Raw genomic sequence first — 24,840 nt, forward strand, 5'->3', positions numbered from 1 at the left:
CTCACCCCGGGACAGCCGCCGACCCAGTCCATCTCGACCGTCGACGCGCTTGTGGCTCTCGCATCGACCGCGCATTGATTCCAACAGCGCAAAAGGAAACACCATGGCAAAAGAAGGCATCCACCCGAATTACCGCGAAATCCTGTTCGTCGACATGTCGAACGGTTTCAAGTTCGTGACCCGTTCGTGCGCGAACACCAAGGAAATGGGCAAGACCGACGACGGTCGCGAGCTCCCCCTGTTCAAGCTGGACACCACCAGCGAATCGCACCCGTTCTACACCGGCACGCAGAAGTCGGTCGACAACATGGGCGGTCGCGTCGAGAAGTTCCGCAACCGTTTCGGCAAGACCACCGGCGCTGCTTCGAAGTAAAGCACGCGCTTTGGCGTCGAGGGCAGCCCGGTTTACCGCGCTGCCCTTTTTCATTCCGAATCTCCTTCTCCCCTTCCCCCTTTCTGCCCGCCCCCCGCCCTTTGAACCAGCCCACCCCCGCGATCGTTGCCCAGAATGCCGTGCGCCGGCTGCCGCGCATCGCGCTGCTGCTGCTGTGCGCGGCCTACCTGCTGCCGGGCCTGGTCGGGCGCGGACCGTGGAAGAGCGCCGACATCACCGCCTTCGGCTACATGGCCGAACTGGCCCGCAGCACCGAAGGCATCGCGCGCTGGTTCGATCCCCTGTTGCTGGGCATGCAGCCCGAGACGCCCGCGCTGGTCCCGTACTGGATCGGCGCCATCGCGATCAAGCTCGCCCCCGCGTGGCTGAACCCCGACCTGGCCGTGCGATTCGTCTTCGCGCTGATGCTCTGGGGCACCTTCACCGCCACCTGGTACGCCGTCTACTACCTCGCCCGAACGGCACGCGCCCAGCCGGTGGCGTTCGCCTTCGGCGGCGAGGCGCGCCCGACCGACTACGCGCGCGCCATCGCCGACGGCGGCCTGCTCGCGCTGATCGCCTGCCTGGGCCTCGCCCAGCTCGGCCATGAAACCACGCCGGCGCTCGCCCAGCTGTACTTCGCCTCGCACCTGTTCTATGGCGTGGCCGCATTGCCGTACCGCCGCGCGGGCCCGGTGATCGCGCTCGTGGTCGGCACGCTCGGCATGACGTTGAGCGGCGCACCGACCGTCGGCCTGGCGCTCGCCACGGGCAGCGCGATCTACATCGCCTACGAGCGGCGCCGCACCGCCAAGGCGGGCGCGGACGCCAGCACCGACGACGGCCCCGGCTACACCCGCGGCGCCCTCTTGACGATGATCGGCGTCACGCTGCTGGCGGCGGCGCTGGTGTTCGGCCTGGGCCTCTCGCAGTGGAAGATCACGCTGGACGGCAACTCCATCGGCGGAGAGATCCGCAGCCAGGCCAAGCTCTTGCTGTGGTTCACCTGGCCGGTCTGGCCGCTTGCCCTCTGGACGCTCTGGCGCTGGCGGCGCCAGCTCGCGGCGCGCCACGTCGCGCTGCCGTTCTGGTTCGCGCTCGTGCCGCTGGCCGCCACCTGGACCACCGACTACTCCGACCGCTCGCTGCTGCTGGCCCTGCCCGCCTTCGCCACGCTCGCGGCCTTCGCGCTGCCCACCTTCCGGCGCAGCGCCGCGGCGCTGATCGACTGGTTCAACGTGCTCTTCTTCAGCGGCCTGGCCGTGCTGGGCTGGCTCTACTGGATCGCCATGCTGACCGGCATGCCGCGCAAGCCCGCGGCCAGCGTCGCGCGACTGGTGCCGGGCTTCGTGGCCGAGTTCTCCCCGATCGCGTTCGTGCTCGCGCTGGCCGCGACCATCGCCTGGTGCTGGCTCGTACGCTGGCGCACGGGGCGCCACCGCGCCGCGCTCTGGAAGACGCTGGTGCTGCCGGCCGGCGGCACGGCCCTTTGCTGGATGCTGCTGATGACGCTCTGGCTGCCGCCCATCGACTACGCACGCAGCTACCTGCCCCAGGTGCGCGCCGTCGCCGAGCGCGTGGGCCAGCCCAGCTGCATCGCCGAACTGGCGCTCAGCCGGCCGCACGCGGCTGCGCTGCGCCACCACGGCAACTTCAACCTCCAGCCGCTGTTGCTGGGCACCGACTGCCCCTGGCTGCTGGTGAGCCCCGACACGATCGAGCGGCTGCACACGATCATCCCGCTCGAGAAGTGGCGCTTCAGCGGCACCCTGCGCCGTCCCAGCAGCGCGACGGACGACCTGCTGCTCTACCAAAAGATCGTGCCCTGAACGGTGACGGGCGAACGGGGACTGATCGCACGCCACGCCGGCACGGTGCTGGTCGGCCAGCTGGCCGTGATGGCGTTCGGCGTGACCGACACCATCATCGCGGGCCGCTATTCGGAGCATGCGCTGGCCGCGCTCTCGGTCGGCGCGGCGATCTTCGTGAGCGTGTACGTCTCGCTGATGGGCGTGCTGCAGGCGCTGCTGCCGGTGTGGGCCGAACTGCACGGCGCGGGCCGCAGCGGCGAGGTGGGCCGCTCGGTGCGGCAGTCGCTCTACCTGGCCGGCATCGCCATCGCGGTGGGCATGGTGGCGCTGCTGCTGCCCGGCGGCGCGCTGCGCTGGACGCAGGTGCCGGCGGAGATGCGCGGCGAGGTCGAAACCTACCTGGCGGTGCTCGCCTTCGCGCTGGCGCCCTCCCTTCTCTTTCGCCTCTTCAGCACCCTGAACCAGAGCCTGGGCAAGCCCCAATTGGTGACCTGGCTGCAGCTCGCGTCGCTGGTGGTGAAGCTGCCGCTGTCGATCTGGTTCACCTTCGGCGGCGCGGGCCTGCCGGCGATGGGCCTGGTCGGTTGCGCCTGGGCCACGTTGTGCGTGAACTGGGCGATGCTCGGCTGCGCGATCTGGCTGCTGCGCAGCAGCGCCTTCTATCGCGGCTATGCGCTCTGGGAACGCATCGAGCCGCCCGACTGGCAGCAGATCCGCCAGTTCGCGCGCCTGGGTGTTCCCGGCGGCCTGGCGGTGCTGGTGGAGGTGACCTCGTTCACGTTGATGGCGCTGTTCATCGCGCGCCTGGGCACGACTGCGGCGGCCGCGCACCAGATCGCCTCGAACCTGCTGGCGGTGGCGTACATGATGCCGCTCTCGCTCGCCATCGCGACCAGCGCGCGCGTGAGCTTCTGGCTCGGTGCCGGCGATCGCGCGAAGGCGCGCCATGCCTGCCGCCTCGGCTTCGAGGTGGCCATGCTGTGCGCGCTGGTCTATGCGGGCGCGATGGTCGCGCTGCGCCACCAGCTTGCGAACGTGTATTCGGACAACCCCGCCGTGATCGCGCTGGCCGCTTCGCTGCTGCTGGCCGTGGCGGTCTACCACGTTGCCGATGCGCTGCAGACGCTCTGCGTGTTCGTGCTGCGCTGCTACCGCGTGACGCTGGCGCCGCTGGTCATCTATTGCGCGATGCTCTGGGGCCTGGGCCTGGGCGGCAGCTATCTGCTGGCCTATCGCGGCCTCGGTCCCTGGGCCGCGATGCAATCGCCGCTGGCGTTCTGGATCATGAGCGCCGGGGCGCTGGTGCTCACAGGCCTGCTGTTCGCGGCGCTGCTGCGCTGGACGATGAAGAAGCGGGCGGGCTGAAGCTCACTTGGCCAGCACGCGCGCCTCGCGCACCCGCGCCGCCGGAAACACCAGCGCGAACCGGCTCCCCTTGCCCACCGTGCTCTCGATGCGCAGCTCGGCCCCGTGCCGCTGTGCAATGTGCTTGACGATCGCCAGCCCCAGCCCCGTGCCGCCCGTCTCGCGCGAGCGGCTGCGGTCGATGCGATAGAAGCGCTCGGTGAGCCGCGGAATGTGCTCGGCGGCAATGCCCGGCCCGGTGTCCTTCACGGCGTACTCGCCGCGCCCATCGGGCAGCACCCGCCAGCTCACAGCCACCTCGCCGCCGCCGGGCGTGTAGCGGATCGCGTTGCTCAGCAGGTTCGACATGGCGCTCTGCAATTCGGTCGGCGCGCCCGACAGTTCCGATTCGGCATCGATGGTGAACGACAGGCGATGTCCCAGCGGCGCGAGCCGGCCCGAGAGGCCGCGCCCTTCGTCTTCGCACTGCGCAAGCAAGGCGCGGATGCGAATCCACTGGTTGCCCGAAGGCGAGGCGCTGCCCTCCAGGCGCGACAGCGTCAAGAGGTCGTTCACCAGCGTTTCCATGCGGTGCGACTGTTGGCCCATCAGCGAGAGGTAGCGCGTGCGTTCGTCCGCATCGAGCGGCAGGTTCTGCAGCGTTTCGACGAAGCCCGCCAGCACCGTGAGCGGCGTGCGGATTTCATGCGACACGTTCGCGACGAAATCGCGCCGCATCGCCTCGGCCTGCTCCAGCGCCGTGATGTCGCGCGTGAGCAGCATGCGGCGGTTGCCCGCATAGGGATGCACCTGCACCGACAGCCGCACCGGATGGCTGCGCTGGTGCGCATGGCCCGGGCCGGAGGCGTCGATGACGACGTCGCGGCTGTAGTTCCAGGAGGCCAGGTACGCCACGAAAGCCGGATCGCGCACGAGATTCGCCAGGTGCTGCAGCAGGTCGCGCTCGGCGTCGATGCCGAACTGGCTGGCCGCCGTCTGGTTGCACCATTCGATGCGGCCCTGCTCGTCGAGCAGGATCACGCCGTTGGGGGATGCCTGGATGGCGGCCAGAAATTCCTGCAGCCGGTCTTCGGCCTGTCGCGTTTGCTGCTCGCGGTCGCGCAGCAGCTTGCGGATGCGTTCGGCCAGCTCGCCCCAGACGCCCGGTCCGCGGGTCGGCAGGCCCGCCGCGTCGTTGCGCAGCACCTGCAGCAGCCGCTCGGCGCGCCAGGCGTCGAGCGCGAGCCAGAGCACCGCGCCCAGCCAGGCGCCCAGCCACCCGAACTTCCAGCCAAAAATGCCGACAGCGCCCGCGCCTATTGCAAGGGACGCTATTAAAAAGGTAGCGATTCGGAAGGGCATGGCGGGCGATTATCCGCGCCCGCGGCCAAGAGACGCCACGGCGTTCAAACCGTGACTTGGGCGGTCAGGCGGTAGCCTGCTCCCCGGACGGTTTCGACCATCGGCGCGGCGGCACCCAGCGATTCGCGCAGGCGCTTGACGTGCACGTCGACCGTGCGTTCCTCGATGTAGACGTGATCGCCCCACACCTTGTCGAGCAGCTGTGCGCGGCTGTGCACGCGCTCGGCATGCTGCATCAGGTAGGCCAGCAGCTTGAACTCGGTCGGGCCGACCTTGAGCGCAGCGCCCTGCCAGGTCACGCGGTGCGTGGAGGTGTCCAGGGCGAGCTCGCCGATTTCCACGCGCTCGGTCACCACCTCGGGCGCGCGGCGGCGCAACACCGCACGGATGCGGGCCAGCATTTCCTGCGTGGAGAAGGGCTTGGTGATGTAGTCGTCGGCACCGGCATCCAGGCCCGCGACCTTGTCGGGCTCGTCGCCGCGCGCGGTCAGCATCAGGATCGGGATGGCCTTGGTGCGCGGGTCCTTGCGCCACTGGCGTGCCAGCTGCAGGCCGCTCTGGCCCGGCAGCATCCAGTCGAGCAGGATCAGGTCGGGCAGGAAAGCGTCGATTTCGCGCTGCGCTGCGGCACCGTCTTCCGACCAGATCGGCTCGAAGCCGTTGTGGCGCAGGTTGACGGCGATCAGCTCGGCGATCGAGGACTCGTCTTCGACGATCAGGACTCGGGGTTTTTTCATGTTATCTGCTCACTTGATGGTCACCCCGGTCCCTTCCAGCGAACGCCGCGGAACCGGCTTTGCCGGGCCGCAGGCGTTGCCCCCTGCAAGGGGGTTGGCGGCCACACGAAGTGGGCAAGCCTGGGGGTTTGTCATTGAAGCGCGGACTCGATTTCCTGCATCGAAGTGTGCCGCACATCGGCACCCTTGACGATGTAGATGATGAATTCGGCGATGTTCTTGGCGTGGTCGCCGATGCGCTCGATGGCCTTGGCCAGGAACAGCAGATCGAGGCTGGCCGAGATGGTGCGGGGGTCTTCCATCATGTAGGTGACGAGCTTCCGCACGAACCCGTCGAACTCCTTGTCGATCAGGTCGTCGTCCTTCAGGATCGACAGCGCCGCGGCCGTGTCCAGGCGCGCGAATGCGTCCAGCGCGGTGCGCAGGAGGCCCGAGGCCAGATCGGCGGCGATGCGCAACTCGGTCGTGGGCAGCTGGCGGGCCGAACCGCTCTCGATGATCGACTTGACCATGCGCGCGATCTTGTTGGCCTCGTCGCCCACGCGCTCCAGGTTGGCCGTGGTCTTGCTGATGGCGATCAGGAGGCGCAGGTCGCGAGCCGTCGGCTGGCGGCGCGCGATGATCGACGAGAGCTCGCGGTCGATGTCGATTTCCATCGCATTGACGCGGTGCTCGGTCTCCATCACGCGGTCGGCGGCATCGGCGTCGAACTGCAGCAGCGCGTACACCGCCGTGTGGATCTGCGACTCGACCATGCCGCCGAGCTCCATCACGCGCGACGAGACGCCGTTGAGTTCGCTGTCGAACTGGCTGGAAAGATGTTTCTCGCTCATGGTGTCTCCTTAGCCGAAACGGCCGGTGATGTAGTCCTCGGTTTCCTTGCGCTGCGGCTTGAAGAACATCTGCTCCGTCGCGCCGAATTCGATCAGGTCACCCAGGTACATGTAGGCGGTGTAGTCGCTGCAGCGGGCCGCCTGCTGCATGTTGTGCGTCACGATGACCACGGTGTACTCGTTTTTGAGCTCGGCGATCAGTTCTTCGATCTTCGCGGTGGAAATCGGGTCGAGCGCGGAGCACGGCTCGTCCAGCAGCAGCACTTCGGGCTTGATCGCGATGCCGCGCGCAATGCACAGGCGCTGCTGCTGGCCGCCCGAGAGGCCCGAGCCGCTTTGCTGCAGCTTGTCGCGCACTTCGGTCCAGAGCGCGGCCTTCTTCAGGGCCCACTCCACGCGGTCGTCCATTTCGCTGGCCGAGAGGCTCTCGAACAGCTTCACGCCGAAGGCGATGTTGTCGTAGATCGACATCGGGAACGGCGTGGGCTTCTGGAACACCATGCCGACCTTGGCGCGGATGAGCGCCACGTCCTGCTTGGAGGTCAGCAGGTTCTCGCCATCGAGGGCGATCGTGCCCTCGGCGCGCTGCTCGGGGTAGAGCTCGAACATGCGGTTGAAGGTGCGCAGCAAGGTCGACTTGCCGCAGCCCGACGGGCCGATGAAGGCCGTGACCTTGTTCTCGGGAATCTCGAGGTTGATGCCCTTGAGCGCGTGGAATTTGCCGTAGTAGAAGTTCAGGTCCTTGACCGAGATCTTCGAGCGCGACGGTTGTGCGACGGTATTTGGCATGGGAGATCTTCTTCTTCAGTCAGTGTTTGTTGCGCGTGAGGACCCGCGCCAGGATGTTGAGGGCGAGCACGGCGACGGTGATCAGGAACACGCCGGCCCAGGCCAGCTGTTGCCAGTTCTCGTACGGGCTCATCGCGAACTTGAAGATCGTGACCGGCAGGCTGGCCATCGGCTGGCTCACGTCGGCGGTCCAGAACTGGTTGTTCAGCGCGGTAAAGAGCAGCGGCGCGGTTTCACCCGCGATGCGCGCCACGGCCAGCAGGATGCCCGTGACCACACCGGCGCGCGCGGCGCGCAGCGTGATGCTGATGATGACCTTCCACTTGGGCGTGCCCAATGCGTAGGCCGCTTCGCGCAGGCCCGGCGGCACCAGCTGCAACATGTTCTCGGTGGTGCGGATCACCACCGGAATCACGATCAGCGCGAGCGCCAGCGCACCGGCCAGGCCCGAGAAGGTCTTGAAGTAGGCCACCACCACGGCATACACGAACAGGCCGATCACGATCGAGGGCGCCGACAGGAGGATGTCGTTGACGAAGCGCGTGACCGAGGCGAGCCAGCCCTTGGGGTTGTACTCGGCCAGGTAGATGCCGGCCATGATGCCGATCGGCGTGCCCACGAAGGTGGCGAGCATCACCATCACGAAGGAGCCGAAGATCGCGTTGGCGATGCCGCCCACTTCATTCGGCGGCGGCGTCATTTCGGTGAAGGTGGCGATGGCCAGCCCGCCGATGCCAAGGCGCAGCGTTTCCCAGAGGATCCACACGAGCCAGAACACGCCGAACACCATCGCGGCGAGCGACAGCGTGAGGGCGATCTTGTTGACGCGGTTGCGCGAGGCGAACCGGGCCTGACGCGTCTCGTTGAGCGCCTTGGCGTTGAGGAGGTCTTGCGCGGTGCTCACGATTTGGTTCCTTCGCTCTTCTTCATCTTGGCCAGCAGCACCTTGGAGAGCGTCAGCACGACGAAGGTAATGAAGAACAGCACGAGGCCCAGGTACATCAGCGCCGCCTGGTGCAGGCCCGCGCCGGCTTCGGCGAATTCGTTGGCCAGGGCCGAGGTGATGCTGTTGGCAGCCTCGAACACCGACAGCGAGTTGAGCTGGTTCATGTTGCCGATCACGAACGTGACCGCCATCGTTTCACCGAGCGCCCGGCCCAGGCCGAGCATGATGCCGCCGATGACGCCGGCCTTGGTGTACGGCAGCACGACCTTGGAGACGACCTCCCAGGTGGTGGAGCCCAGGCCGTAGGCGGACTCTTTCAAGAGCGGCGGCGTCACTTCGAACACGTCGCGCATCACCGAGGCGATGAACGGAATGATCATGATCGCCAGGATGATGCCGGCCGACAGGATGCCGATGCCCACAGGGGGGCCGGACACCAGGGCGCCCAGGTACGGCACGCCGGCCAAGAGCTTCTGCAGCGGCTGCTGCACCCAGGTCGAGAGGATCGGGCCGAACACCAGGAGGCCCCACATGCCGTACACGATGGACGGCACGGCGGCGAGCAATTCGATGGCAGTGCCCAGCGGGCGCTTGAGCCAGTTGGGCGACAGCTCGGTCAGGAACAGGGCAATGCCGAAGCTCACCGGCACCGCGATCACCAACGCGATGAACGAGGTGGCCAGGGTGCCGTAGATCATCACCAGGCCGCCGTACTCTTCCTTGACCGGGTCCCACGTGCTGTTCACGAGAAAGCCGAGGCCGTACTTGGAAATGGCGGGCCAGGCGCCGGCGATGAGCGACACCAGGATGCCGATCAGCATCGCCAGCGTCAGCAGCGCGGCGCCCTTGGCGGCCCAGCCGAAGAGGCGGTCGGCCATGGGGCCGGAACGCGGCGCCTTCACCGGCGGTGGCGGCGCAGTGGCGCGGCCACGGTCGGCCGCGAGGTCGTACGTGGCGGCAGCAGGAAGAGTGGATGACACGGGTCGCTCCGGCAAAGACGAAAGCGGCGCGTCCTCGAGCGAAGTGCTGCTCATGGATGCGCCGTTCTGGGCTGGTGGGTGGATGGCTTACTTGAACGCGACGGGCTTGCCCGAAGCGTCCTTCACGTCACCCCATGCCTTGGCGATGGTGGCCTTCACGGCATCGGGCATCGGCACGTAGTCCAGGTCGTCGGCGGTCTTGTCGCCACCCTTGTAGGCCCAGTCGAAGAACTTGAGCACCGTGGTCGCGCTGGCGGGCTTGTCCTGCACCTTGTGCATCAGGATGAAGGTCGCGCCGGTGATGGGCCATGCGCCCTTGTCGGCCTGGTTGGTCAGCACCTGGTAGAAGCTCTTGTTCCAGTCGGCAGCGGCGGCGGCGGCCTTGAAGGCGGTGTCGTCGGGCGAGACGAAGTTGCCGGCCGCGTTCTGCAGCTGGGCGTAGGTCATCTTGTTCTGCTTGACGTAGGCGTACTCGACGTAGCCGATCGAGTTGGGCAGGCGGTTCACGAAAGCGGCGACGCCTTCGTTGCCTTTGCCGCCCGCGCCGGTGGGCCAGTTCACGGCCGTGCCTTCGCCGACCTTGGTCTTCCACTCGGCGTTGACCTTGCTCAGGTAGTTGGTGAACAGGAAGCTGGTGCCCGAACCGTCGGCGCGGCGAACCGGGGCGATGGCAGCGTCAGGCAATGCGAGCGAACCGTTCAGCGCCTTGATGGCGGGGTCGTTCCACTTGGTGATCTTGCCCAGGTAGATGTCGCCCAGGACCTGGCCGTTGAGCTTGAGCTCGCCCGGCTTGATGCCGGTGATGTTGACCACGGGAATCACGCCGCCGATGACGGTGGGGAACTGCATCAGGCCCTTGGCCTGGAGTTCGTCGTCCTTCAGGGGAGCGTCCGACGCGCCGAAATCGACGGTCTTGGCTTCGATCTGCTTCAGGCCAGCGCCCGAGCCGACCGACTGGTAGTTGATCTTGACGCCGGTGGCCTTGTTGAAGTCCGAAGCCCACTTGGCATACAGCGGTGCCGGGAAGCTGGCGCCGGCGCCGGTCACGTCTTGTGCGAGGGCAGGAATGGAGAACAGCGCGGCCACGAGACCGGCGGTTGCAAATTTGAACGTCGTTTTCATGAAGCTTCCTTTAGAAGTAAGAAGTAGTCCCTTTCGGGCTTGGGACGGACTCTAGAAAGCTTGTGTGACATCAATATGACACCCCGCTGTCGAGGGAAAATGCCGGCATTCCCCTCCCAGGCCGTGTGACGCTGTCACATAACCGTCATGCGGCGCGCCTAGCCTTCCCGACCTCGCCGCTTGCGCGATTCGGGAGGCGGCGCGCCTGTCACGGCGCTACGATCAAAGACAACGCCCTCTTCACTACAACTACATGCAAAACGGCACCCGCCTCGCCGCAGTCGATCTCGGTTCCAACAGCTTCAGGCTCGAAATCGGACAGGTCGACCATGGCCAGATCCACCGCACCGAGTACCTGAAGGAAACAGTGCGCCAGGGCAACGGCCTGGACAGCGCCCGCAATCTCACGACCGAAGCCATGCAGCGCGGCTGGGATGCGCTGGCGCGTTTCGGCGAGCGGCTGGCCGGCTTCAAGCGCTCGCAGGTGCGCGCCGTGGCCACGCAAACGCTGCGCGAAGCGCGCAACCGCGAAGAATTCCTGCTGCGCGCGCGCACCATCCTGGGCTTCGGCATCGACGTGATCCCGGGCCGGGAAGAAGCCCGCCTCATCTACCAGGGCGTGGCGCACATGCTCCCGCACACCGACGCCTCCGACAGCGAACGCCGCCTGGTGGTGGACATCGGCGGACGCTCCACCGAAATGATCATCGGCCGCGCGCTCGAGGCCGAGCTGGTGGAGTCGTACCGCGTCGGCAGCGTCGCCTGGTCGATGAAGCACTTCGCCGAAGGCCAGTTCACGCCCGCGGCCTTCCGCGCTGCCGAAGTGGCCGCCAAGGCGGTGCTCGACGACGCGCTCGGCAGCTACACGCGCGACCAGTGGGACGTGGCCTACGGTGCCTCGGGCACCATCGGCGCGGTCGGCGACGTGCTGGCCGCGGCCGGCGCGGAGCCCGGCCTGGTCACCCGCGAGGGCCTCGACTGGCTGCTCGACCGCCTGCTCAAGGCGGGCAGCGCCGACAAGCTGCGCATCGACGGCATGCGCGAAGACCGCAAGGCCGTGATCGGCGGCGGCGTGAGCGTGCTGCGCGCGGTGTTCGACCTGCTGGGCATCGAGGAAATGAAAGTGGCCCAAGGTGCGCTGCGTCACGGCGTGCTCTACGAACTGCTGGAACGCGACGAGAGCGTGGCCGACATGCGCACCGCCACCGTGGCCCGGCTCGCTACGCGCTTCGCGGTCGATGCCGCGCAGGCCAAGCGGGTGGGCGAAGCCGCCGCAGGCCTCTTCGTGCAACTCGCTCCGGCCGCGCGCGGCGGCAGCACCTCCAACCGCGCGGGCCGCGCGCTGCGCAAGCTCGGCTGGGCCGCCCAACTGCACGAGATCGGCGCGCTGGTGTCGCACAGCGACTATCACAAGCACGGCGCCTACATCCTCGACAACACCGACGCCCCCGGCTTCGCGGTGAACGAGCTGCACGCCCTGGGCCAGCTGGTGCTGGGACAGCGCGGCAAGCTGCGCAAGCTCGAGGCGGCGCTGGACGACGAGACCTTCGTGATGCAGCTGCTGGCGCTGCGGCTGGCCGTCATCCTCTGCCACGCGCGGCGCGATCCCGATCCGCAAGCGCTGCACCTCGCGGCACTGGGCGCGCGTGCGTTCACGATCGTGTGCGCACCCGACTGGGCCGATGCCTATCCGCAGTCGGCGCACCTCCTGCGCGAAGAAGTGCTGGCCTGGCAGAAGACCAGCAACTGGCGCGTGGAACTGAGCGGCGCTTGAGCCGGACCTAAAGGAGTTCGGGCGACTGCACCGTCACCACGACGGTCTGCACGTCGCCGTCGCGCTCGCGCGTGCGGATCCACCACAGCGCGCCCTTGCGCACCGGGCAGCTGTCTTGCTTGAGGCCCAGCAGCAGCGAGATGGCCTGCCCCACCGAGGGCTGGTGGCCGATCATCAGCACCACCGACTTGCCGTTGGGCCAACCCGCCGCGCCCAGCATGGCCTCGGCCGTGGTGTCGGGCGCCAGCTCGTCGCGCAGCTTGTACTTGCGGCCCAGCGCCAATGCGGTCTGCTCGCAGCGCCGCGCGGGGCTGCAGATGATGCGGGTGCCGTCGGGCAGTTGCCGATCGAGCCAGCTGGCCATGCGCTTGGCCTGCTTTTCGCCACGTGCGGTGAGCGAGCGCTGCATGTCGTCGCAACCCTCGGTCCAGTCCTCGGCTTCGGCGTGGCGCCAGAAGATCAAGTCCATGGTCATCGTCTTTCGAACATCAGTTGCTGGATGCATCATCGTGATGCCCTCGTGATGCATAGCGGTTCATGAGTGCAGTCTGGGCGCCGTGCGCCTCGATGGCGCGCGACGCACCCTCTTCGCCCGGGTGCGTGTCGCGTTCCACGCGCGTGTAGATGCCGTCGCCGCCCAGGTCCCAGGCGTCGCGGCCGTCGTGCAGGTAGGCCACCAGGCACTCGTCGATAAGGCGCTGGCGCAGGCCCGGGTCGGTCACGGGCCAGGCCAGCTCGATGCGCCGCATCATGTTGCGGTTCATCCAGTCGGCGCTGGAAAGGTAGAGCGATTCGTCCTCGCCGCTGCGGAAATAAAAGACCCGCGAATGCTCCAGGAACCGCCCGATCACCGAGCGCACGCGGATGTTGTCGGTGAGCCCCGGCACCTGCGCCGGCAACGTGCAAGCGCCGCGCACGATGAGGTCGATCTTCACGCCCTTCTGCCCTGCAAGGATTAGCGCCGCAATCAGCGCGTCGTCGGTCAGCGCGTTCATCTTGGCGACGATGCGCGTGGGCTCGCCATTCGATGCGGCCAGGCCCAGCGCGTCGATTTGCGCGACCAGGTTCTTGTGCAGGTCGAAGGGCGCGAGCCACATGCGGTTGAGCTTGGGAAGACGGCTCTGGCTCGCCAGGTGGACGAACACGGCCTCCATGTCGGCCGTGAGCAGCGGATCGGCCGTGAGGTGGCTGATGTCGGTGTACAGGCGCGCGGTGCGCGGGTTGTAGTTGCCGGTGGAAAGGTGCCCGTAGCGGCGCAGCTGCTTGCCCTCGCGGCGGGTCACCAAGAGCATCTTGGCGTGGGTCTTCAGGCCCACCACGCCATACACCACCTGCGCGCCGATCGACTCGAGCATCTCGGCCCAGTTGATGTTGGCCTCTTCGTCGAAGCGCGCCTTCAGCTCCACCACCACGGTGACTTCCTTGCCGCGGCGCACGGCTTCGCGCAGCAGGTCCATCAGCTCCGAATCGGCGCCGGTGCGATAGATGGTCTGCTTGATGGCCAGCACCTGCGGGTCGAGCACCGACTCGCGCAGGAAGGCGAGCACGCCGTCGAAGCTCTCGAAGGGCTGGTGGATCAGCACGTCACCGCGCTGCAGGCGCTCGAAGAACGACTGGGCGGGCGACAGCGTGACGGGGAACGAGGCGGAATACGGCGCAAAGCGCAGCTGCGGCTCGTCGATCAGGTCGATCAGCTGCGTGAGCCGCGCCAGGTTCACCGGCCCGTGCACGCGGTACAGGGCCTCGGGCGGCAGGTTGAACTGCGCCAGGAGGAAACTCGCGAGCGATTCGGCGCAGCTGGCCGACACCTCCAGCCGCACGGCCTGCCCGTAGTGGCGGTGCTGCAGGCCCTGGCGCAGCGCGGTGCGCAGGTTTTTGACGTCTTCCTCGTCCACCGCGAGATCGGAATGCCGCGTGACGCGGAACTGCGAGAAGTCGCCCACCTCGCGACCCGGGAACATGCTCGAGAGGTGCGCGCGCACCACGCTGGAGAGCGCCACGAACAGCGTCTTGCCGTCCGACACCTTGGCCGGCATCTTGATCAGGCGCGGCAGCACGCGCGGCAGCTTGACGATCTGGATCGGGTTCTCGCGCCCGAAGGCGTCCTTGCCGCCCAGGCGCACGATGAAGTTCAGCGACTTGTTGGCCACCTGCGGAAACGGGTGCGCCGGGTCCAACCCGACGGGAATCAGCAGCGGGCGCACTTCGCGCTCGAAATACTCGCTCACCCATTTGCGCTGCGCCGGGTTGCGCTCGCCGTGCGAAATGATGTGGATGCCGTGCGTCGCGAAGGTCGGCATCAGCTCGTCGTTGTACAGCGCGTATTGGCGTGCCACCAGCGTGTGCGCCGCCTCGGCCAGCCGCTCGAACGAATCGACGGTGTAGGTGCCCTTGTGGTCGCCGGCGCTGCCGGCGATCAGGTGCGGCGCGGCGCGGACCTCGAAGAACTCGTCCAGGTTGGAAGACACGATGCACAGGTAGCGCAGCCGCTCGATCAGCGGCACCTCGGGCCGATGGGCCCAGTCGAGCACGCGCTCGTTGAACGACAGGATGCTGTGATCCCGGTCGAGCAGGGTGAACGTGGGCGCCGCGACGGCGAGCGACCGGTCTGCGGGGGCTGGTGACATGGACACTGATTCTGGAGCAAGCGGCACGGGAGCAGACGTAGACTGAAATATGACAGTGTCCATGTCATTTGTGACAGTTGAATGACGTTCGCGTGACGCCGCATCGCCCGCCTTGTGCGGCTCCATCATGCCCGGGGAGTGGGCCGGCGGCCCGTCGTCAGGACGGACGGCCGCCGGTTTCATGCGCCGAGAAAATGCTTGCGGTAGCGCGCCGGCAGGTCGTCGATGCGCATCAGCATCGGCAGGTCGGCGGCGTTGAAGTCCGGGTCCCAGGCCGGCGCGCCCAGCACCTTGGCGCCCAGGCGCAGGTAACCCTTGATGAGCGCCGGCGGCTCCACGTCGAGCGTGCTGTCCAGCCGCTCGACCGGCAGCGGCAGGCGCGGTTGCACCTGGTACTGGATCGGCGCCATGTGGCTGGCCGAAACCTGCCGCCAGATGCTGGCGGCCGCGTCACCATTCGTCACACCGTTGTGTGACATCGGGATGCTCGCGCAGCCGATCATGGTGTCCAGCTTGTTGCGGTGCATGAAGCCGGCCAGGGCCCCCCACAGCGCGAGGATCACCCCGCCCTGGCGGTGCTCGGGGTGCACGCAGCTGCGGCCCAGCTCGACCATGCGCTCGCGCAGGTCACGCAGGCGAGTCAGGTCGAATTCGGTGTCGCTGTAGGTGCTGCCGACGCGGCGCGCCTGCGCCGGCGTGAGCACGCGGTAGGTGCCGATGACCTGGTTGGTGAGTTCGTCGCGCACCAGGAGGTGCTCGCAGAAGTCGTCGAACAGGTCGATGTCGTGGCCGGCCAGCGGCGAGGAGACGCGGGCGCCCATTTCGCCGACGAACACGTCGTAGCGCAGGCGCTGCGCGGCGCGCACGTCGTCCAGGTGACGGGCCCAGCCGACCGTGATGCCTTGCCGGGCTTCGACGGGCGGGGGAAGAATGACGGCGGGTGCCTGCGGCACCGACACGCGGGCCGCGGTGGAAACACTGGCGGCAGCGACCGTGGGCGCAGGCCACAGGGCCGCGCGCAGCCCGATCTGCGAAAGCGGAAACGTCGGGTTGGGCAGTTCTTTCATGGGGAACCCTTTCTGCCGAGGGAGTCTCCGCACCTGCGATGAAGCCGGCGTGTCAGGAAGATTGCACGCGTATGACGGTGTTACAGCCGGTCTGGCGCACTTCGTCGTTTAATTCGGTGAACCCGCGACATGGAGCTTGGACACATGGCCACCGCAGCAAACGGCACCGACAGCAGCCGCTTTCACCAGACCTTCCCCGTCCTCAGTGACACCGAGATTGCACGCATCGCGCGCTTCGGCAGCGTGCAGCAATTCGCGCGCGGGGAGCGGCTTTTCACCGCAGGCGAAACCGGCCCCGGCATGTTCGTGCTGCTCAAGGGCGTGGTCGCTGTCACGCAGCGCGACGGGCTCGGGCGGGTGGTGCCGATCGTGCGGCAGGGCCCGGGCGAATTCCTGGCCGAAGTCGGCCAGCTGAGCGGCCGCCCTGCCCTGGTCGACGGCCATGCCGACGAAGACGTGGAGGCGCTCCTCGTGTCGCCGCAGCAATTGCGCGCGCTGCTGGTGGCCGAAGCTGATCTCGGCGAACGCATCACCCGCGCGCTGATCCTGCGGCGCGTGGCGCTGATCGAATCGGGCGCCAGCGGGCCGGTGCTGATCGGCAAGCCGCAGTCGGCCGACATGGCGCGGCTGGAAAACTTCCTGCGCCGCAACGGCTATCCCTATCACCTGGTCGATGCCGCCGAAGACCCCGACGCGGCCGCGCTGCTCGAACAATATGGCACCTGCCAGCTGCTGGCCGTGTGCCCCGACGGCTCGGTGCTGGTGAACCCGGCCGAGGATGCGCTGGCACGGTGCCTGGGCATGGTCGACACCGTCGAGCACAACGAGCTGTTCGATGTCGCCGTGGTCGGCGCCGGGCCCGCCGGCCTTGCCACTGCGGTGTACGCCGCCTCCGAAGGCCTGCGCGTGATCGTGCTCGACTGCCGCGCGTTCGGCGGCCAGGCCGGCGCCAGCGCGCGCATCGAGAACTACCTGGGCTTTCCGACCGGCATCTCGGGCCAGGCGCTGGCCGGGCGCGCGTTCGTGCAGGCGCAGAAGTTCGGCGTGGAGATGCTGATTCCGGCGAAGGTCACGTCGCTGGACTGCTCGCGCGAGAACGAGCGCGAGAGCCTGGGCATCGCCCTGGCCGACGGCCGCACGATCCATGCGCGCACGGTAGTCATCGCGAGCGGCGCGCGCTACCGGCGGCCCGACGTTCCACGCCTGGCCGAGTTCGAAGGCCGCGGCATCTGGTACTGGGCCTCGGCCATCGAAGCGAAGATCTGCTCGCAGCAGGAAGTGGCGCTGGTCGGCGGCGGCAACTCGGCGGGGCAGGCGGCGGTGTTCCTCGCGCGCCATGCAGCCAAAGTGAACGTGCTGGTGCGCGGACCGTCGCTGGCCGCCAGCATGTCGCGCTACCTCATCGACCGCATCGAGGCCACGCCCAACATCGAGCTGCAGCCCCACACCGAGCTCGTGCGCCTGCATGGCGGCTCCGACGAGGGCCTCACAGGCGCGACATGGCGCTGCCACACCACCGGCAAGGAGCACGACTGCCCGGCGCGCAACATCTTCCTGTTCGTCGGCGCCGAACCCGAGACCTCGTGGCTCGAGGGCTGCGCCGTCGCGGTCGACAAGCACGGCTTCGTGCTGACCGGCGCGGCGGCGAGCAGCGGCTTTCCGGCGCGGCCGGCCACAGCGCTCGAATCCAGCGTGCCCGGCGTGTACGCGGTGGGCGATGTGCGCTCGGGCTCGGTCAAGCGCGTGGGTGGTGCGATCGGCGAAGGCGCTGCGGCGGTGGCGCTGATCCACCAGCACCTGTCGCAAACCTCTGCCGTCGCCTGATCTAGTTATCTTCAACCCGACATCCATCAAGGAGTTCTTCGGTGCCCATCAAAGCCTGCGACCACGTGCCCGCCACCATCGCGCAACCCCATACCCAGCACGGCCAGCGCGGCTGCGAGGACTGCCTGAAAACGGGCGACACCTGGGTGCACCTGCGCCTCTGCGTGCACTGCGGCCACGTGGGCTGCTGCGACTCGTCGAAGAACCGGCATGCCACGCAGCATTCGCGGGCCGAGGATCACCCGGTCATCAAGTCCCTGGAACCCGGCGAAGACTGGATGTGGTGCAACGCGCACCGGCTGCAGGTGGGCTGAAGAAACGCTGCCGCAAGGCGAATTCCCGGGCCGGCACGGGTTTGGATGCGCACGTATAAGCTGCGTCCCTCCCATCACATCCCTCCCCTGGAGCCCGAGACATGCCCGCATCGCCCATCGAGGTCTATTCCTGGCCCACGCCCAACGGACACAAGGTCCACATCATGCTGGAGGAGTGCGGCCTGCCCTACCGCGCGCATCCCGTGAACATCGGCAAGGGCGACCAGTTCGCGCCCGAGTTCCTGCAGATCAGCCCCAACAACAAGATCCCCGCCATCACCGACCCCGACGGGCCGGACGGCAAGCCGATTTCGCTCTTCGAATCGGGCGCGATCCTCGTCTACCTCGCGGGCAAGACCGGCAAGCTGCTGCCCACCGGCGACCGCGAACGCTACGACGTGCTGCAGTGGCTCATGTTCCAGATGGGCGGCGTCGGCCCGATGCTCGGCCAGGCGCATCACTTTCGCCTGTACGCGCCCGAGAAAATCGCCTACGCGATCGACCGCTACACCAACGAAGCCAAGCGCATCTACGGCGTGATCGACAAGCAGTTGTCCAAGACGAAATTCATCGCCGGCAAGAGCTATTCGATTGCCGACATCGCCATCTTCCCGTGGCTGCGCAGCTGGGAAAACCAGGGCATCACGCTCACCGACTTCCCGCACCTGAAGGCCTGGTTCGACGGCATCGCCGCGCGTCCGGCCGTGCAGCGCGGCGTGAAAGTGCTGGCCGACCTGCGCCAGCCGCTGACCGGCGACAAGGAGCGCCAGGTTCTTTTTGGCAAGACGCAGTACGAGAAACGCTGAGAAAGCCCGGGAGCCGGTCAATATCCGGGCTAGAATAGAAGGCTTGTCGGGGTGTAGCGCAGCCTGGTAGCGCATCTGGTTTGGGACCAGAGGGTCGAAGGTTCGAATCCTTTCGCCCCGACCAAGTTTTCTTTTCGGTATTTCTCGTTTTTGCTTCTGTCCGGCCCGGAAACTGCCCGTAGCTCAGTTGGATAGAGCACCTGCCTTCTAAGCAGGTTGTCGGGGGTTCGATCCCCTCCGGGCAGGCCAATTCAGTGCTCCACGTTGCCCCACAAGGCGCCACGAGCCGCCATCTCTCCCCTTGTAGAAGCCCGTTCTTTGCTCCACGAGCAACCACGATGAACCGTTGAGATTCGTCGAACTTGGGGGAACAGCCGGGGGAACGGGTACAGTTTCGACCTTCGCTGTCGAATTTGTTCCCCCATGCTCACCGACACTGCCTGTAAGAAGACCATCTGCCCCGCTGACAAGCTACGGCTACGACTCTCCGACTCTGGGGGCCTCTACCTGCAGATCGAGCCCAGCGGTTCAAGACGCTGGTTCTGGAAGTACCGCTTCGATGGCAAGGAAAAGCGCCTGGCGCTGGGCAGCTATCCCGAGGTGACGCTCAAGGCCGCGCGCACCGGTCGCGACGACGCGCGCAAGATTCAACAGCAGGGCATTGACCCGGCCCAGCGCCGACAACTCGAGAAGCTTGAGCGCAAGGTCGACGGCGACGCCAGCTTCGAAGCTGTGGCGCGCGAGTATCACAAGACCAAACAGTCGGCGTGGAGCCCGCGCTACGCAGCGCGCTGGGTCTCGATCATGGAGAAGGACGCGTTTCCGTGGCTTGGCAGCTTGCCTATCTCAATCATCACGGCGCCGATGCTGCTCCAAGTGCTGCGTCGCGTCGAAGCCCGCGGCGCGCATGAGACCGCGCACACGCTACGACAGTGGTCCGGCCAGGTGTTCCGTCATGGCATAGCTACCGGGCGCTGCGTCAGCAACCCGGCACCGGACCTGCAAGGTGCGCTCGTGCCGGTTCAGGTCAAACACATGGCTGCAGTCTTAGAACCCGTGAAGGCCGGCGAGCTCATGCGCGCGATCGCCGCATACGCTGGCCAGCCCTCCACACGCGCGGCGCTGCATCTCTCTGCCCTTCTCTTCCAGCGACCCGGCAACATCCGGCAGATGCGCTGGACGAATATCGACCTCGAGAAGGCGATGTGGACCATTCCCGCTGCCGACATGAAGCGAACGAAGACGGCGAAGATCAATGGCCGTCCGCACCTGGTGCCGCTGCCGAAGCAGGCCGTCGAGGTCCTAGAAGACCTCAAGCCCCTCACTGGTCACGGGCAGTACGTGTTCCCGAGCCTGCTCACTGGCGAGCGCCCGATGAGCGACAACACCGTGAACACTGCATTGCGGCGTATGGGCTTCGATAACACGGAGATGACCGCCCACGGCTTCCGTGCGATGGCGCGCACGATCATGGTCGAAGAGATGGACGTCGAGCCCGAGGTCATCGAAGCGCAGCTCGCGCACGGCAAGAGCGGACCGCTCGGCGCTGCATACGATCGCGCAGAGTTCGTGGTGAAGCGCCGCAAGATGATGCAGTTATGGGCCGACCATCTGGATGAGCTGCGCCAAGGCGCCAAGATCATCGCGCTCAAGGCGGCCTAGGAAACGCTATTCCGCTGGGCACCGAATTCAGTCTTTCGATCAATTTTCAGCTTGGCTCGCAAACACCAACAACTGCCATTTGATTCCCCCACATCGAGCGGGATGTTGGCGCGTGTTTTGCGGCGGCAACGTATGCCCTTTCGCGATCCCGATCTCATCGCCACAACCCGTGCATCGATAAATGCCCGCGTTGTAGGCCTCGACACCGGGGGAGTGAATCTTGTCGAACTCCTCGTGCTCCGATTTTTGAACGTACTGCTGCTGCTTATAGCTGGCCATTTCTTCTCCTCCGCGCAACCATGCGCACCTCCATCGTGACGGGGGAGCATCATGAAGTCCTTCGGACTAACCCTGCATTTTCTTGGGTTGACGGAGATGACGGGATATGACAGCGGCGACCGACGAACAACGTAGCATTGGGTACACGCCACCCGATCGACCGCCGCTAAGTGCCGTCGTATTCCATGAAAAAGAACCTCTGAACGCCAAAGGTTAAGGACCCCGCTGTGGTCTGCTTGCCGCAGCCCTGCTCCACTGCGTCCATGAGATGAAGCGCGAAGAGCACGCCGCAACGCACGCGCCTCGGCAGACCGCGCGCAGAAGGGCGAGCGGTTCGACGCTAGCGAACTGGGTTACCGCTGGGTGAAGCTGAAGAAGCACTGTGGAGCCACCGCCAACACGCCCGTTGCCGTGCATGCCAAGCGCCGCAAACGCATCTGGATTGACGGCCCGCACTGCTGCAACGGCCCGGACGGAACCCTCTACGTCAATCCCAAGGAGTACAACAAATGGGTTGAAGGCGCGACACCAGGAACACCCCTTGACTTGACGGTGGAGGTCCCGAGCCAATGACATCTCCCATGTTCCTCACAGACGCCGAGATCGCGGATATCTGTGAACCCTTGAAGTCTTCGGCCGCGCAGAAGCGCTTCTTGAGGTCGCTCGGCCTGGTGGTGAACGAGAAGCCCAACGGCAAGCCACTGGTCGTGCGATCGCATGCAGAGTGGGTCTTGAGTGGCCGCATTGGCCCGAGCACCGGGCACGCACTGCCGCCGCACAGTTCACTGAACGTGCAAGGTGTGCTCGACCTGCTTGCTCGCCGCAAAGTACAGCCGAAGCACGGGATATCCGCGGTACCCGAAAGAGACCCGCGCAGCGAGCCAAACGTCGAAGGGATGTTCAAGCACCTCAGCGAGAGGAGAGGGAATCGCAAGGCCGGCTAAGCGCGAGCAGCTGATTCTCGATACTCCACCTTCGCATTGCCCAGCTTGGCCGCATTGCACCTCGTGGCTTCCAACGCGCTGCGTATGCGCTTGACCTGCCGCGGGCTGACGAAGAGGTCCACGTCCTTCGCCTGCGCATATGTGATGCTGGGGAAGCCGCCCCACCCGATCTCGAGCAGGCGCGCATCGCCTGTGCCCATGGCTTCGTCGAGGATCTCGCGCTCGCGCCGCAGGTTGTAGGCAAAGCCTTGATCACACCATCCCGTGGCATCGACACCCCAAGCCAGCGTCAGTAGCTTCTCAAGCACCTCGGCCGCGCCAGCCGTGGAGCAGGTCGCGTAGTCATAGGGCGCCTCGAAGAAGACGGTGCGCTCCTGCAACTCGCGATCACGCTCGCACGCGGACGCCGGCAGAGCTACGAAGACTCGGTACAGCGTTTTCACGAGGTCAACTCCTCGGAGAGGCGCTCGGTCCCTTGGTACACCTTGAAATGAGCTTCGCCGAGCGTGACGAAGCTGTCTTCCCCCAGGTAGGTCAGCAGTACGGAGTTGAGCTGCTTGATACGAACAGCGGCCGAGCGGACGATCATCGCGGTGTCCAGGTTGTTGCCATCGAGGAGCCACGATCGCTCGACGAGCAACTTGCTCAGCGGCTCAATCTCGTAGGTGCACTGAAGCAGCAGGTCTCTGCCCTGCTGACCAGCGTCGACGAGCGGCGTGTCCCGCGAAATCTCCTTTCGCACGGTCGGCGCGTTGCTTACGCCGATGCTCTCGAGCGCATGGCCCTCAAAGCCTGGAAGGAATGCGATGGACGCATCGACCGTCATGAATGCGGAGTCGAGCAGGGCAGCGCGCTCCGGACTGATGACGTCTGTGGGGGTGTTCCTCGCTGCACGGATCAATGCGAGCGCATCGAAAATTGCGCTGGCCACAGCCGTCGACTCAACACCTTCCGCGACAGCGAGCGCCTCGACCTCGCGCAGCATGCTGGCCGCCTGCCGGGCGAGCCGCATGGTGTCGTCGCTACGCAAGTCTTCATCGAGGGCATGCACGGCGCTGAGCGCATGGGAGGCCGCAGCAGCCGCCGTTCGACATACTGAGAACTGCTTGCCGTCGGCTGGTGTAGCGCTGTTGCTGACTGCTCGCAGGCCGGTTGAAGTCGCGCGGCGCGCAACTCGCTTGGTAGGTTCAGAAACGCAGGTGTGCATCTTTCGCTCCAAAAGCCCGGGATGGGCTGTTGCAGCGATTATTCTTTGAAGCCTTTTGCGCTGTCAATGCCTAAAGGACTTTTCAGGCATTTAGGTCTTTTTTCGTTCTTTAGGTGCTTCTCGCGACCATTGGCGGGCCGACACCACGGCCACGATGCCTTCGAGCGAATCCACGTCCTCTTTCCGGATAGTGCGTCGAGTGGTATGGGGTAGGACATCGACCAAATACCCCCGTTCGTTGTCGTTCAAGAGTTCGACCAACAGCATCTTTGATTGGGAGTCGCGGCTCGCTTTGACGATGCAAAGATCGCCGGCAACCGGCACGCCTCCAGATTCGTCGATCACAAGGTATTGGCCATCTCTGATCGATGGGGCTGCGTCACTTCCGTCCATCCTGAGCGCGTAGCCATAGTGAACGCCGGAGCCAAGGACGTAGCCAAGATCTCCGTCGGTCTCGTCGATATGAACGTCTTCACCTTGGAGTCGTAGTTCTCCTCGCACCTTGATGCCGACGAGGTTGCCCGCGCCGCCCAGACTTGCACCAGCGACCGGTGGGAAGCTGTCCCAGGCTTCTGCAGGTGCCTCGCTCACGCGCATTGGCTGCCCGCTGTCGAGGAGTTCTTGGAAGTGGCGTGTGGGGATGTAGAGCAACATCGGATCCGTGTCGAGTGCCCGCGAAATCGCTTCGATGATCGCCTCCGATGGCTGGGGCGCTCCCTCGAGTACCCCGCGGATTTCCGCTTCGGGATGCTTGGTGAGTGCCGCCAGCGAGGCGCTATCGCGGACGCCTCGCACTGACATCAGTGCTTGCAGGTTCGAGCGGACCTCTGCGTCGCTGGGTAGTGCGCCGGAGAGGCCGTTTGGTCCTTTTCCTGTTGCAAGCCACAACGCGTGACATCCGAGCGTGTGGGCCAGCTGCGCGATTTTTGTTGTCTCTGCGATCACGCCCCGCTCGATCTTGGAGATGTCGCCTTGCTGCATATCGACCTTCGCCGCCAATTCGTACTGGGTGAGTCCCAGCCTAGTGCGGCAGGCCTTGATTCGTTGGCCGAGTGTTTCCATCTCGCTATTAAATCCTAGTTGAATAGACCTGTAGGTCTATGTATGATGCGAGAGAAGAGACCTAAAGGAATTTTTATGGAGCCGAGAGACTTGGTTTTGGCATTGAAGTCTGCTGGGATGACACAGGAGGCCATCGCTGCGGCGAGCGGCATCCGCCAAGCATCGGTCAGCAAGATCGAGCGAGGAGCCGCCAAAGACGTCATGTCGCGGAACTACCGAGCACTGCTTGCTATTTACGACCAGTGCGTCAAAGACGGGCGGCTCAGCCCGGCTGACACCGCGCGCTCGGAAGCTGAGGCGGCCTGAGATGTCCAGCACTTCCCTGATTGTCTCGATCAATGTCGACGAGAGTTCCCTGGTGTCGTTGCCACGGGCGGCGCACCCTCTGCGAGCTCGAGAATTCTCTGTAGCCCGACGATCATCTCTCTCGCCTGTTCTAAGTCCATGTGAAGGGCAGGAAGGGTCTGCGACTGCACTTCGCCGCCCATCCGTGTACGTTGAATCTCGTACTGCGTGCGGATGCGAGGGGTCTGCGTGCCGTCCAAGTGAACTATGTGCGCCACGCGGAGCTCGGTCGTGACTAGCGACCACGGTTCGTCGTCGATCTGCAGCATTTTGTCTGCCCCTCTCGGGGATGGTCGTGTAGGAACTTCCATTCTGCCCCGGGGGGGTGCGGACACCCTCTGTCACAGCGAGCCTCGTGCATGCCATGCGCGCCGCCGTGCAGCACCCAACGCATCAGCGTCTTCGAGCTGCAGGCACCTGCCACTGCATTGGAGCTGCAGCGCGCCGCGCTGGGCCGACAGCGTCAGCTGCGAGGTCACGACAGCGGTGGTGGAGCGGCCGGCGCCCGCGGCGTTGACGGCCATCGACGTGCGCGAACTGCGGTGCAGCACCGTGCCGTCTGGCAAGGACAGGGCGGGCACGGCCTCGAAGCGCAGGGGTTGGTGTGGTGTGTTCATGGGAATGAAGTCTCG

At 66.0% G+C, this 24,840-nt stretch carries 26 protein-coding genes and 2 tRNA genes; 13 read left to right on the top strand and 15 right to left on the bottom strand.

All coding sequences use genetic code 11. The features are described 5' to 3' along the window. The first annotated feature begins 103 nt into the window (after positions 1-103). The 3 genes from ACZYRS_RS20305 (at position 104) to ACZYRS_RS20315 (ending at position 3,549) form a co-directional block, all read left to right on the top strand. On the top strand, positions 104-373 hold the full coding sequence (locus ACZYRS_RS20305; RefSeq protein ID WP_007836661.1) for a type B 50S ribosomal protein L31: 270 nt from the start codon (positions 104-106) through the stop codon (positions 371-373). A gap of 101 nt (positions 374-474) precedes the next feature. Beyond that, positions 475-2,202 (top strand): hypothetical protein, encoded by a 1,728-nt coding sequence (locus ACZYRS_RS20310; protein ID WP_463420690.1) that lies wholly within the window; start codon positions 475-477, stop codon positions 2,200-2,202. 3 nt (positions 2,203-2,205) lie between these two features. Beyond that, positions 2,206-3,549, top strand: a complete 1,344-nt coding sequence (locus ACZYRS_RS20315) for an MATE family efflux transporter (RefSeq protein WP_463420691.1) — start codon at positions 2,206-2,208, stop codon at positions 3,547-3,549. A gap of 3 nt (positions 3,550-3,552) precedes the next feature. Here the strand turns inward: ACZYRS_RS20315 and phoR are convergent, their stop codons facing one another. From phoR to pstS, 7 genes are all read right to left on the bottom strand, one after another. Further along, positions 3,553-4,890: a phosphate regulon sensor histidine kinase PhoR gene (phoR, locus tag ACZYRS_RS20320; RefSeq protein WP_463420692.1), complete on the bottom strand. Its 1,338-nt coding sequence runs from the start codon at positions 4,888-4,890 to the stop codon at positions 3,553-3,555. Positions 4,891-4,934: 44 nt separating this feature from the next. Beyond that, entirely contained in the window at positions 4,935-5,627 is a 693-nt protein-coding gene (gene phoB, locus ACZYRS_RS20325; RefSeq protein WP_056580146.1) for a phosphate regulon transcriptional regulator PhoB, read from the bottom strand. Between the two features lie 131 nt (positions 5,628-5,758). Then, positions 5,759-6,460 (bottom strand): phosphate signaling complex protein PhoU, encoded by a 702-nt coding sequence (gene phoU / locus ACZYRS_RS20330; protein WP_198784329.1) that lies wholly within the window; start codon positions 6,458-6,460, stop codon positions 5,759-5,761. Between the two features lie 9 nt (positions 6,461-6,469). After that, complete coding sequence (gene pstB / locus ACZYRS_RS20335) at positions 6,470-7,249, bottom strand: phosphate ABC transporter ATP-binding protein PstB (RefSeq protein WP_093435048.1); 780 nt, start codon at positions 7,247-7,249, stop codon at positions 6,470-6,472. A 19-nt stretch (positions 7,250-7,268) separates the two neighbouring features. After that, on the bottom strand, positions 7,269-8,153 hold the full coding sequence (gene pstA, locus ACZYRS_RS20340) for a phosphate ABC transporter permease PstA (protein ID WP_198784330.1): 885 nt from the start codon (positions 8,151-8,153) through the stop codon (positions 7,269-7,271). Further along, positions 8,150-9,229 (bottom strand): phosphate ABC transporter permease subunit PstC, encoded by a 1,080-nt coding sequence (pstC, locus tag ACZYRS_RS20345; protein ID WP_198784331.1) that lies wholly within the window; start codon positions 9,227-9,229, stop codon positions 8,150-8,152. Before pstC ends, pstA begins: the two co-directional genes overlap by 4 nt. A 33-nt stretch (positions 9,230-9,262) precedes the next feature. Then, positions 9,263-10,297: a phosphate ABC transporter substrate-binding protein PstS gene (gene pstS, locus ACZYRS_RS20350; protein ID WP_198784332.1), complete on the bottom strand. Its 1,035-nt coding sequence runs from the start codon at positions 10,295-10,297 to the stop codon at positions 9,263-9,265. A 253-nt stretch (positions 10,298-10,550) separates the two neighbouring features. On the opposite strand from pstS, the gene ACZYRS_RS20355 reads away from it, so the two are divergent. Continuing rightward, a complete protein-coding gene (locus ACZYRS_RS20355; protein ID WP_198784333.1) occupies positions 10,551-12,071 on the top strand; it encodes a Ppx/GppA phosphatase family protein in 1,521 nt (506 codons plus the stop codon). A 7-nt stretch (positions 12,072-12,078) separates the two neighbouring features. Here ACZYRS_RS20355 and ACZYRS_RS20360 read toward each other — a convergent pair whose 3' ends face one another. The 3 genes from ACZYRS_RS20360 to ACZYRS_RS20370 all read right to left on the bottom strand — a co-directional run bounded on the left by ACZYRS_RS20360 (position 12,079) and on the right by ACZYRS_RS20370 (position 15,765). Continuing rightward, positions 12,079-12,540 (bottom strand): SixA phosphatase family protein, encoded by a 462-nt coding sequence (locus tag ACZYRS_RS20360; protein WP_198784884.1) that lies wholly within the window; start codon positions 12,538-12,540, stop codon positions 12,079-12,081. 19 nt (positions 12,541-12,559) lie between these two features. Continuing rightward, positions 12,560-14,698, bottom strand: a complete 2,139-nt coding sequence (gene ppk1, locus ACZYRS_RS20365) for a polyphosphate kinase 1 (RefSeq protein WP_233101509.1) — start codon at positions 14,696-14,698, stop codon at positions 12,560-12,562. 179 nt (positions 14,699-14,877) lie between these two features. Further along, positions 14,878-15,765, bottom strand: coding sequence for a GNAT family N-acetyltransferase (locus ACZYRS_RS20370; protein ID WP_198784335.1), 888 nt, complete (start codon positions 15,763-15,765; stop codon positions 14,878-14,880). A gap of 144 nt (positions 15,766-15,909) precedes the next feature. On the opposite strand from ACZYRS_RS20370, the gene ACZYRS_RS20375 reads away from it, so the two are divergent. The 6 genes from ACZYRS_RS20375 (at position 15,910) to ACZYRS_RS20400 (ending at position 20,371) form a co-directional block, all read left to right on the top strand. After that, positions 15,910-17,589, top strand: coding sequence for an FAD-dependent oxidoreductase (locus ACZYRS_RS20375; protein WP_463420693.1), 1,680 nt, complete (start codon positions 15,910-15,912; stop codon positions 17,587-17,589). 41 nt (positions 17,590-17,630) lie between these two features. Further along, positions 17,631-17,903 (top strand): UBP-type zinc finger domain-containing protein, encoded by a 273-nt coding sequence (locus tag ACZYRS_RS20380; protein ID WP_332875185.1) that lies wholly within the window; start codon positions 17,631-17,633, stop codon positions 17,901-17,903. Positions 17,904-18,004: 101 nt separating this feature from the next. Then, positions 18,005-18,709: a glutathione binding-like protein gene (locus ACZYRS_RS20385; RefSeq protein ID WP_463420694.1), complete on the top strand. Its 705-nt coding sequence runs from the start codon at positions 18,005-18,007 to the stop codon at positions 18,707-18,709. Between the two features lie 47 nt (positions 18,710-18,756). Then, positions 18,757-18,833 (top strand) — tRNA-Pro (locus ACZYRS_RS20390). A 48-nt stretch (positions 18,834-18,881) separates the two neighbouring features. Further along, positions 18,882-18,958 (top strand) — tRNA-Arg (locus tag ACZYRS_RS20395). 174 nt (positions 18,959-19,132) lie between these two features. Beyond that, a complete protein-coding gene (locus ACZYRS_RS20400) occupies positions 19,133-20,371 on the top strand; it encodes a tyrosine-type recombinase/integrase (protein ID WP_463420695.1) in 1,239 nt (412 codons plus the stop codon). Positions 20,372-20,410: 39 nt separating this feature from the next. Here the strand turns inward: ACZYRS_RS20400 and ACZYRS_RS20405 are convergent, their stop codons facing one another. Further along, positions 20,411-20,650 (bottom strand): hypothetical protein, encoded by a 240-nt coding sequence (locus tag ACZYRS_RS20405; protein WP_463420696.1) that lies wholly within the window; start codon positions 20,648-20,650, stop codon positions 20,411-20,413. A gap of 363 nt (positions 20,651-21,013) precedes the next feature. Between ACZYRS_RS20405 and ACZYRS_RS20410 the strand changes: the two genes are divergently transcribed. Next, on the top strand, positions 21,014-21,223 hold the full coding sequence (locus ACZYRS_RS20410) for a hypothetical protein (protein ID WP_463420697.1): 210 nt from the start codon (positions 21,014-21,016) through the stop codon (positions 21,221-21,223). A gap of 8 nt (positions 21,224-21,231) precedes the next feature. After that, positions 21,232-21,594 (top strand): hypothetical protein, encoded by a 363-nt coding sequence (locus ACZYRS_RS20415; protein WP_463420698.1) that lies wholly within the window; start codon positions 21,232-21,234, stop codon positions 21,592-21,594. On the opposite strand, the gene ACZYRS_RS20420 is transcribed toward ACZYRS_RS20415, so the two are convergent. The 3 genes from ACZYRS_RS20420 to ACZYRS_RS20430 form a co-directional block, all read right to left on the bottom strand. Next, entirely contained in the window at positions 21,591-22,037 is a 447-nt protein-coding gene (locus tag ACZYRS_RS20420; RefSeq protein ID WP_463420699.1) for a hypothetical protein, read from the bottom strand. The two genes, ACZYRS_RS20415 and ACZYRS_RS20420, sit on opposite strands and share 4 nt — an antisense overlap. Then, a complete protein-coding gene (locus tag ACZYRS_RS20425) occupies positions 22,034-22,801 on the bottom strand; it encodes a hypothetical protein (protein WP_463420700.1) in 768 nt (255 codons plus the stop codon). Before ACZYRS_RS20425 ends, ACZYRS_RS20420 begins: the two co-directional genes overlap by 4 nt. Positions 22,802-22,891: 90 nt before the next feature. Next, positions 22,892-23,863, bottom strand: coding sequence for a helix-turn-helix domain-containing protein (locus ACZYRS_RS20430; protein ID WP_463420701.1), 972 nt, complete (start codon positions 23,861-23,863; stop codon positions 22,892-22,894). A gap of 75 nt (positions 23,864-23,938) precedes the next feature. On the opposite strand from ACZYRS_RS20430, the gene ACZYRS_RS20435 reads away from it, so the two are divergent. Further along, the gene (locus ACZYRS_RS20435; RefSeq protein ID WP_463420702.1) at positions 23,939-24,169 is read left to right on the top strand and encodes a helix-turn-helix domain-containing protein; all 231 of its coding nucleotides are present in this window, start codon (positions 23,939-23,941) and stop codon (positions 24,167-24,169) included. Positions 24,170-24,549: 380 nt separating this feature from the next. On the opposite strand, the gene ACZYRS_RS20440 is transcribed toward ACZYRS_RS20435, so the two are convergent. After that, positions 24,550-24,825: a hypothetical protein gene (locus ACZYRS_RS20440; protein WP_463420703.1), complete on the bottom strand. Its 276-nt coding sequence runs from the start codon at positions 24,823-24,825 to the stop codon at positions 24,550-24,552. Positions 24,826-24,840 lie beyond the last annotated feature (15 nt).

The sequence above is a fragment of the Variovorax sp. AC194 genome, assembly GCF_979257995.1.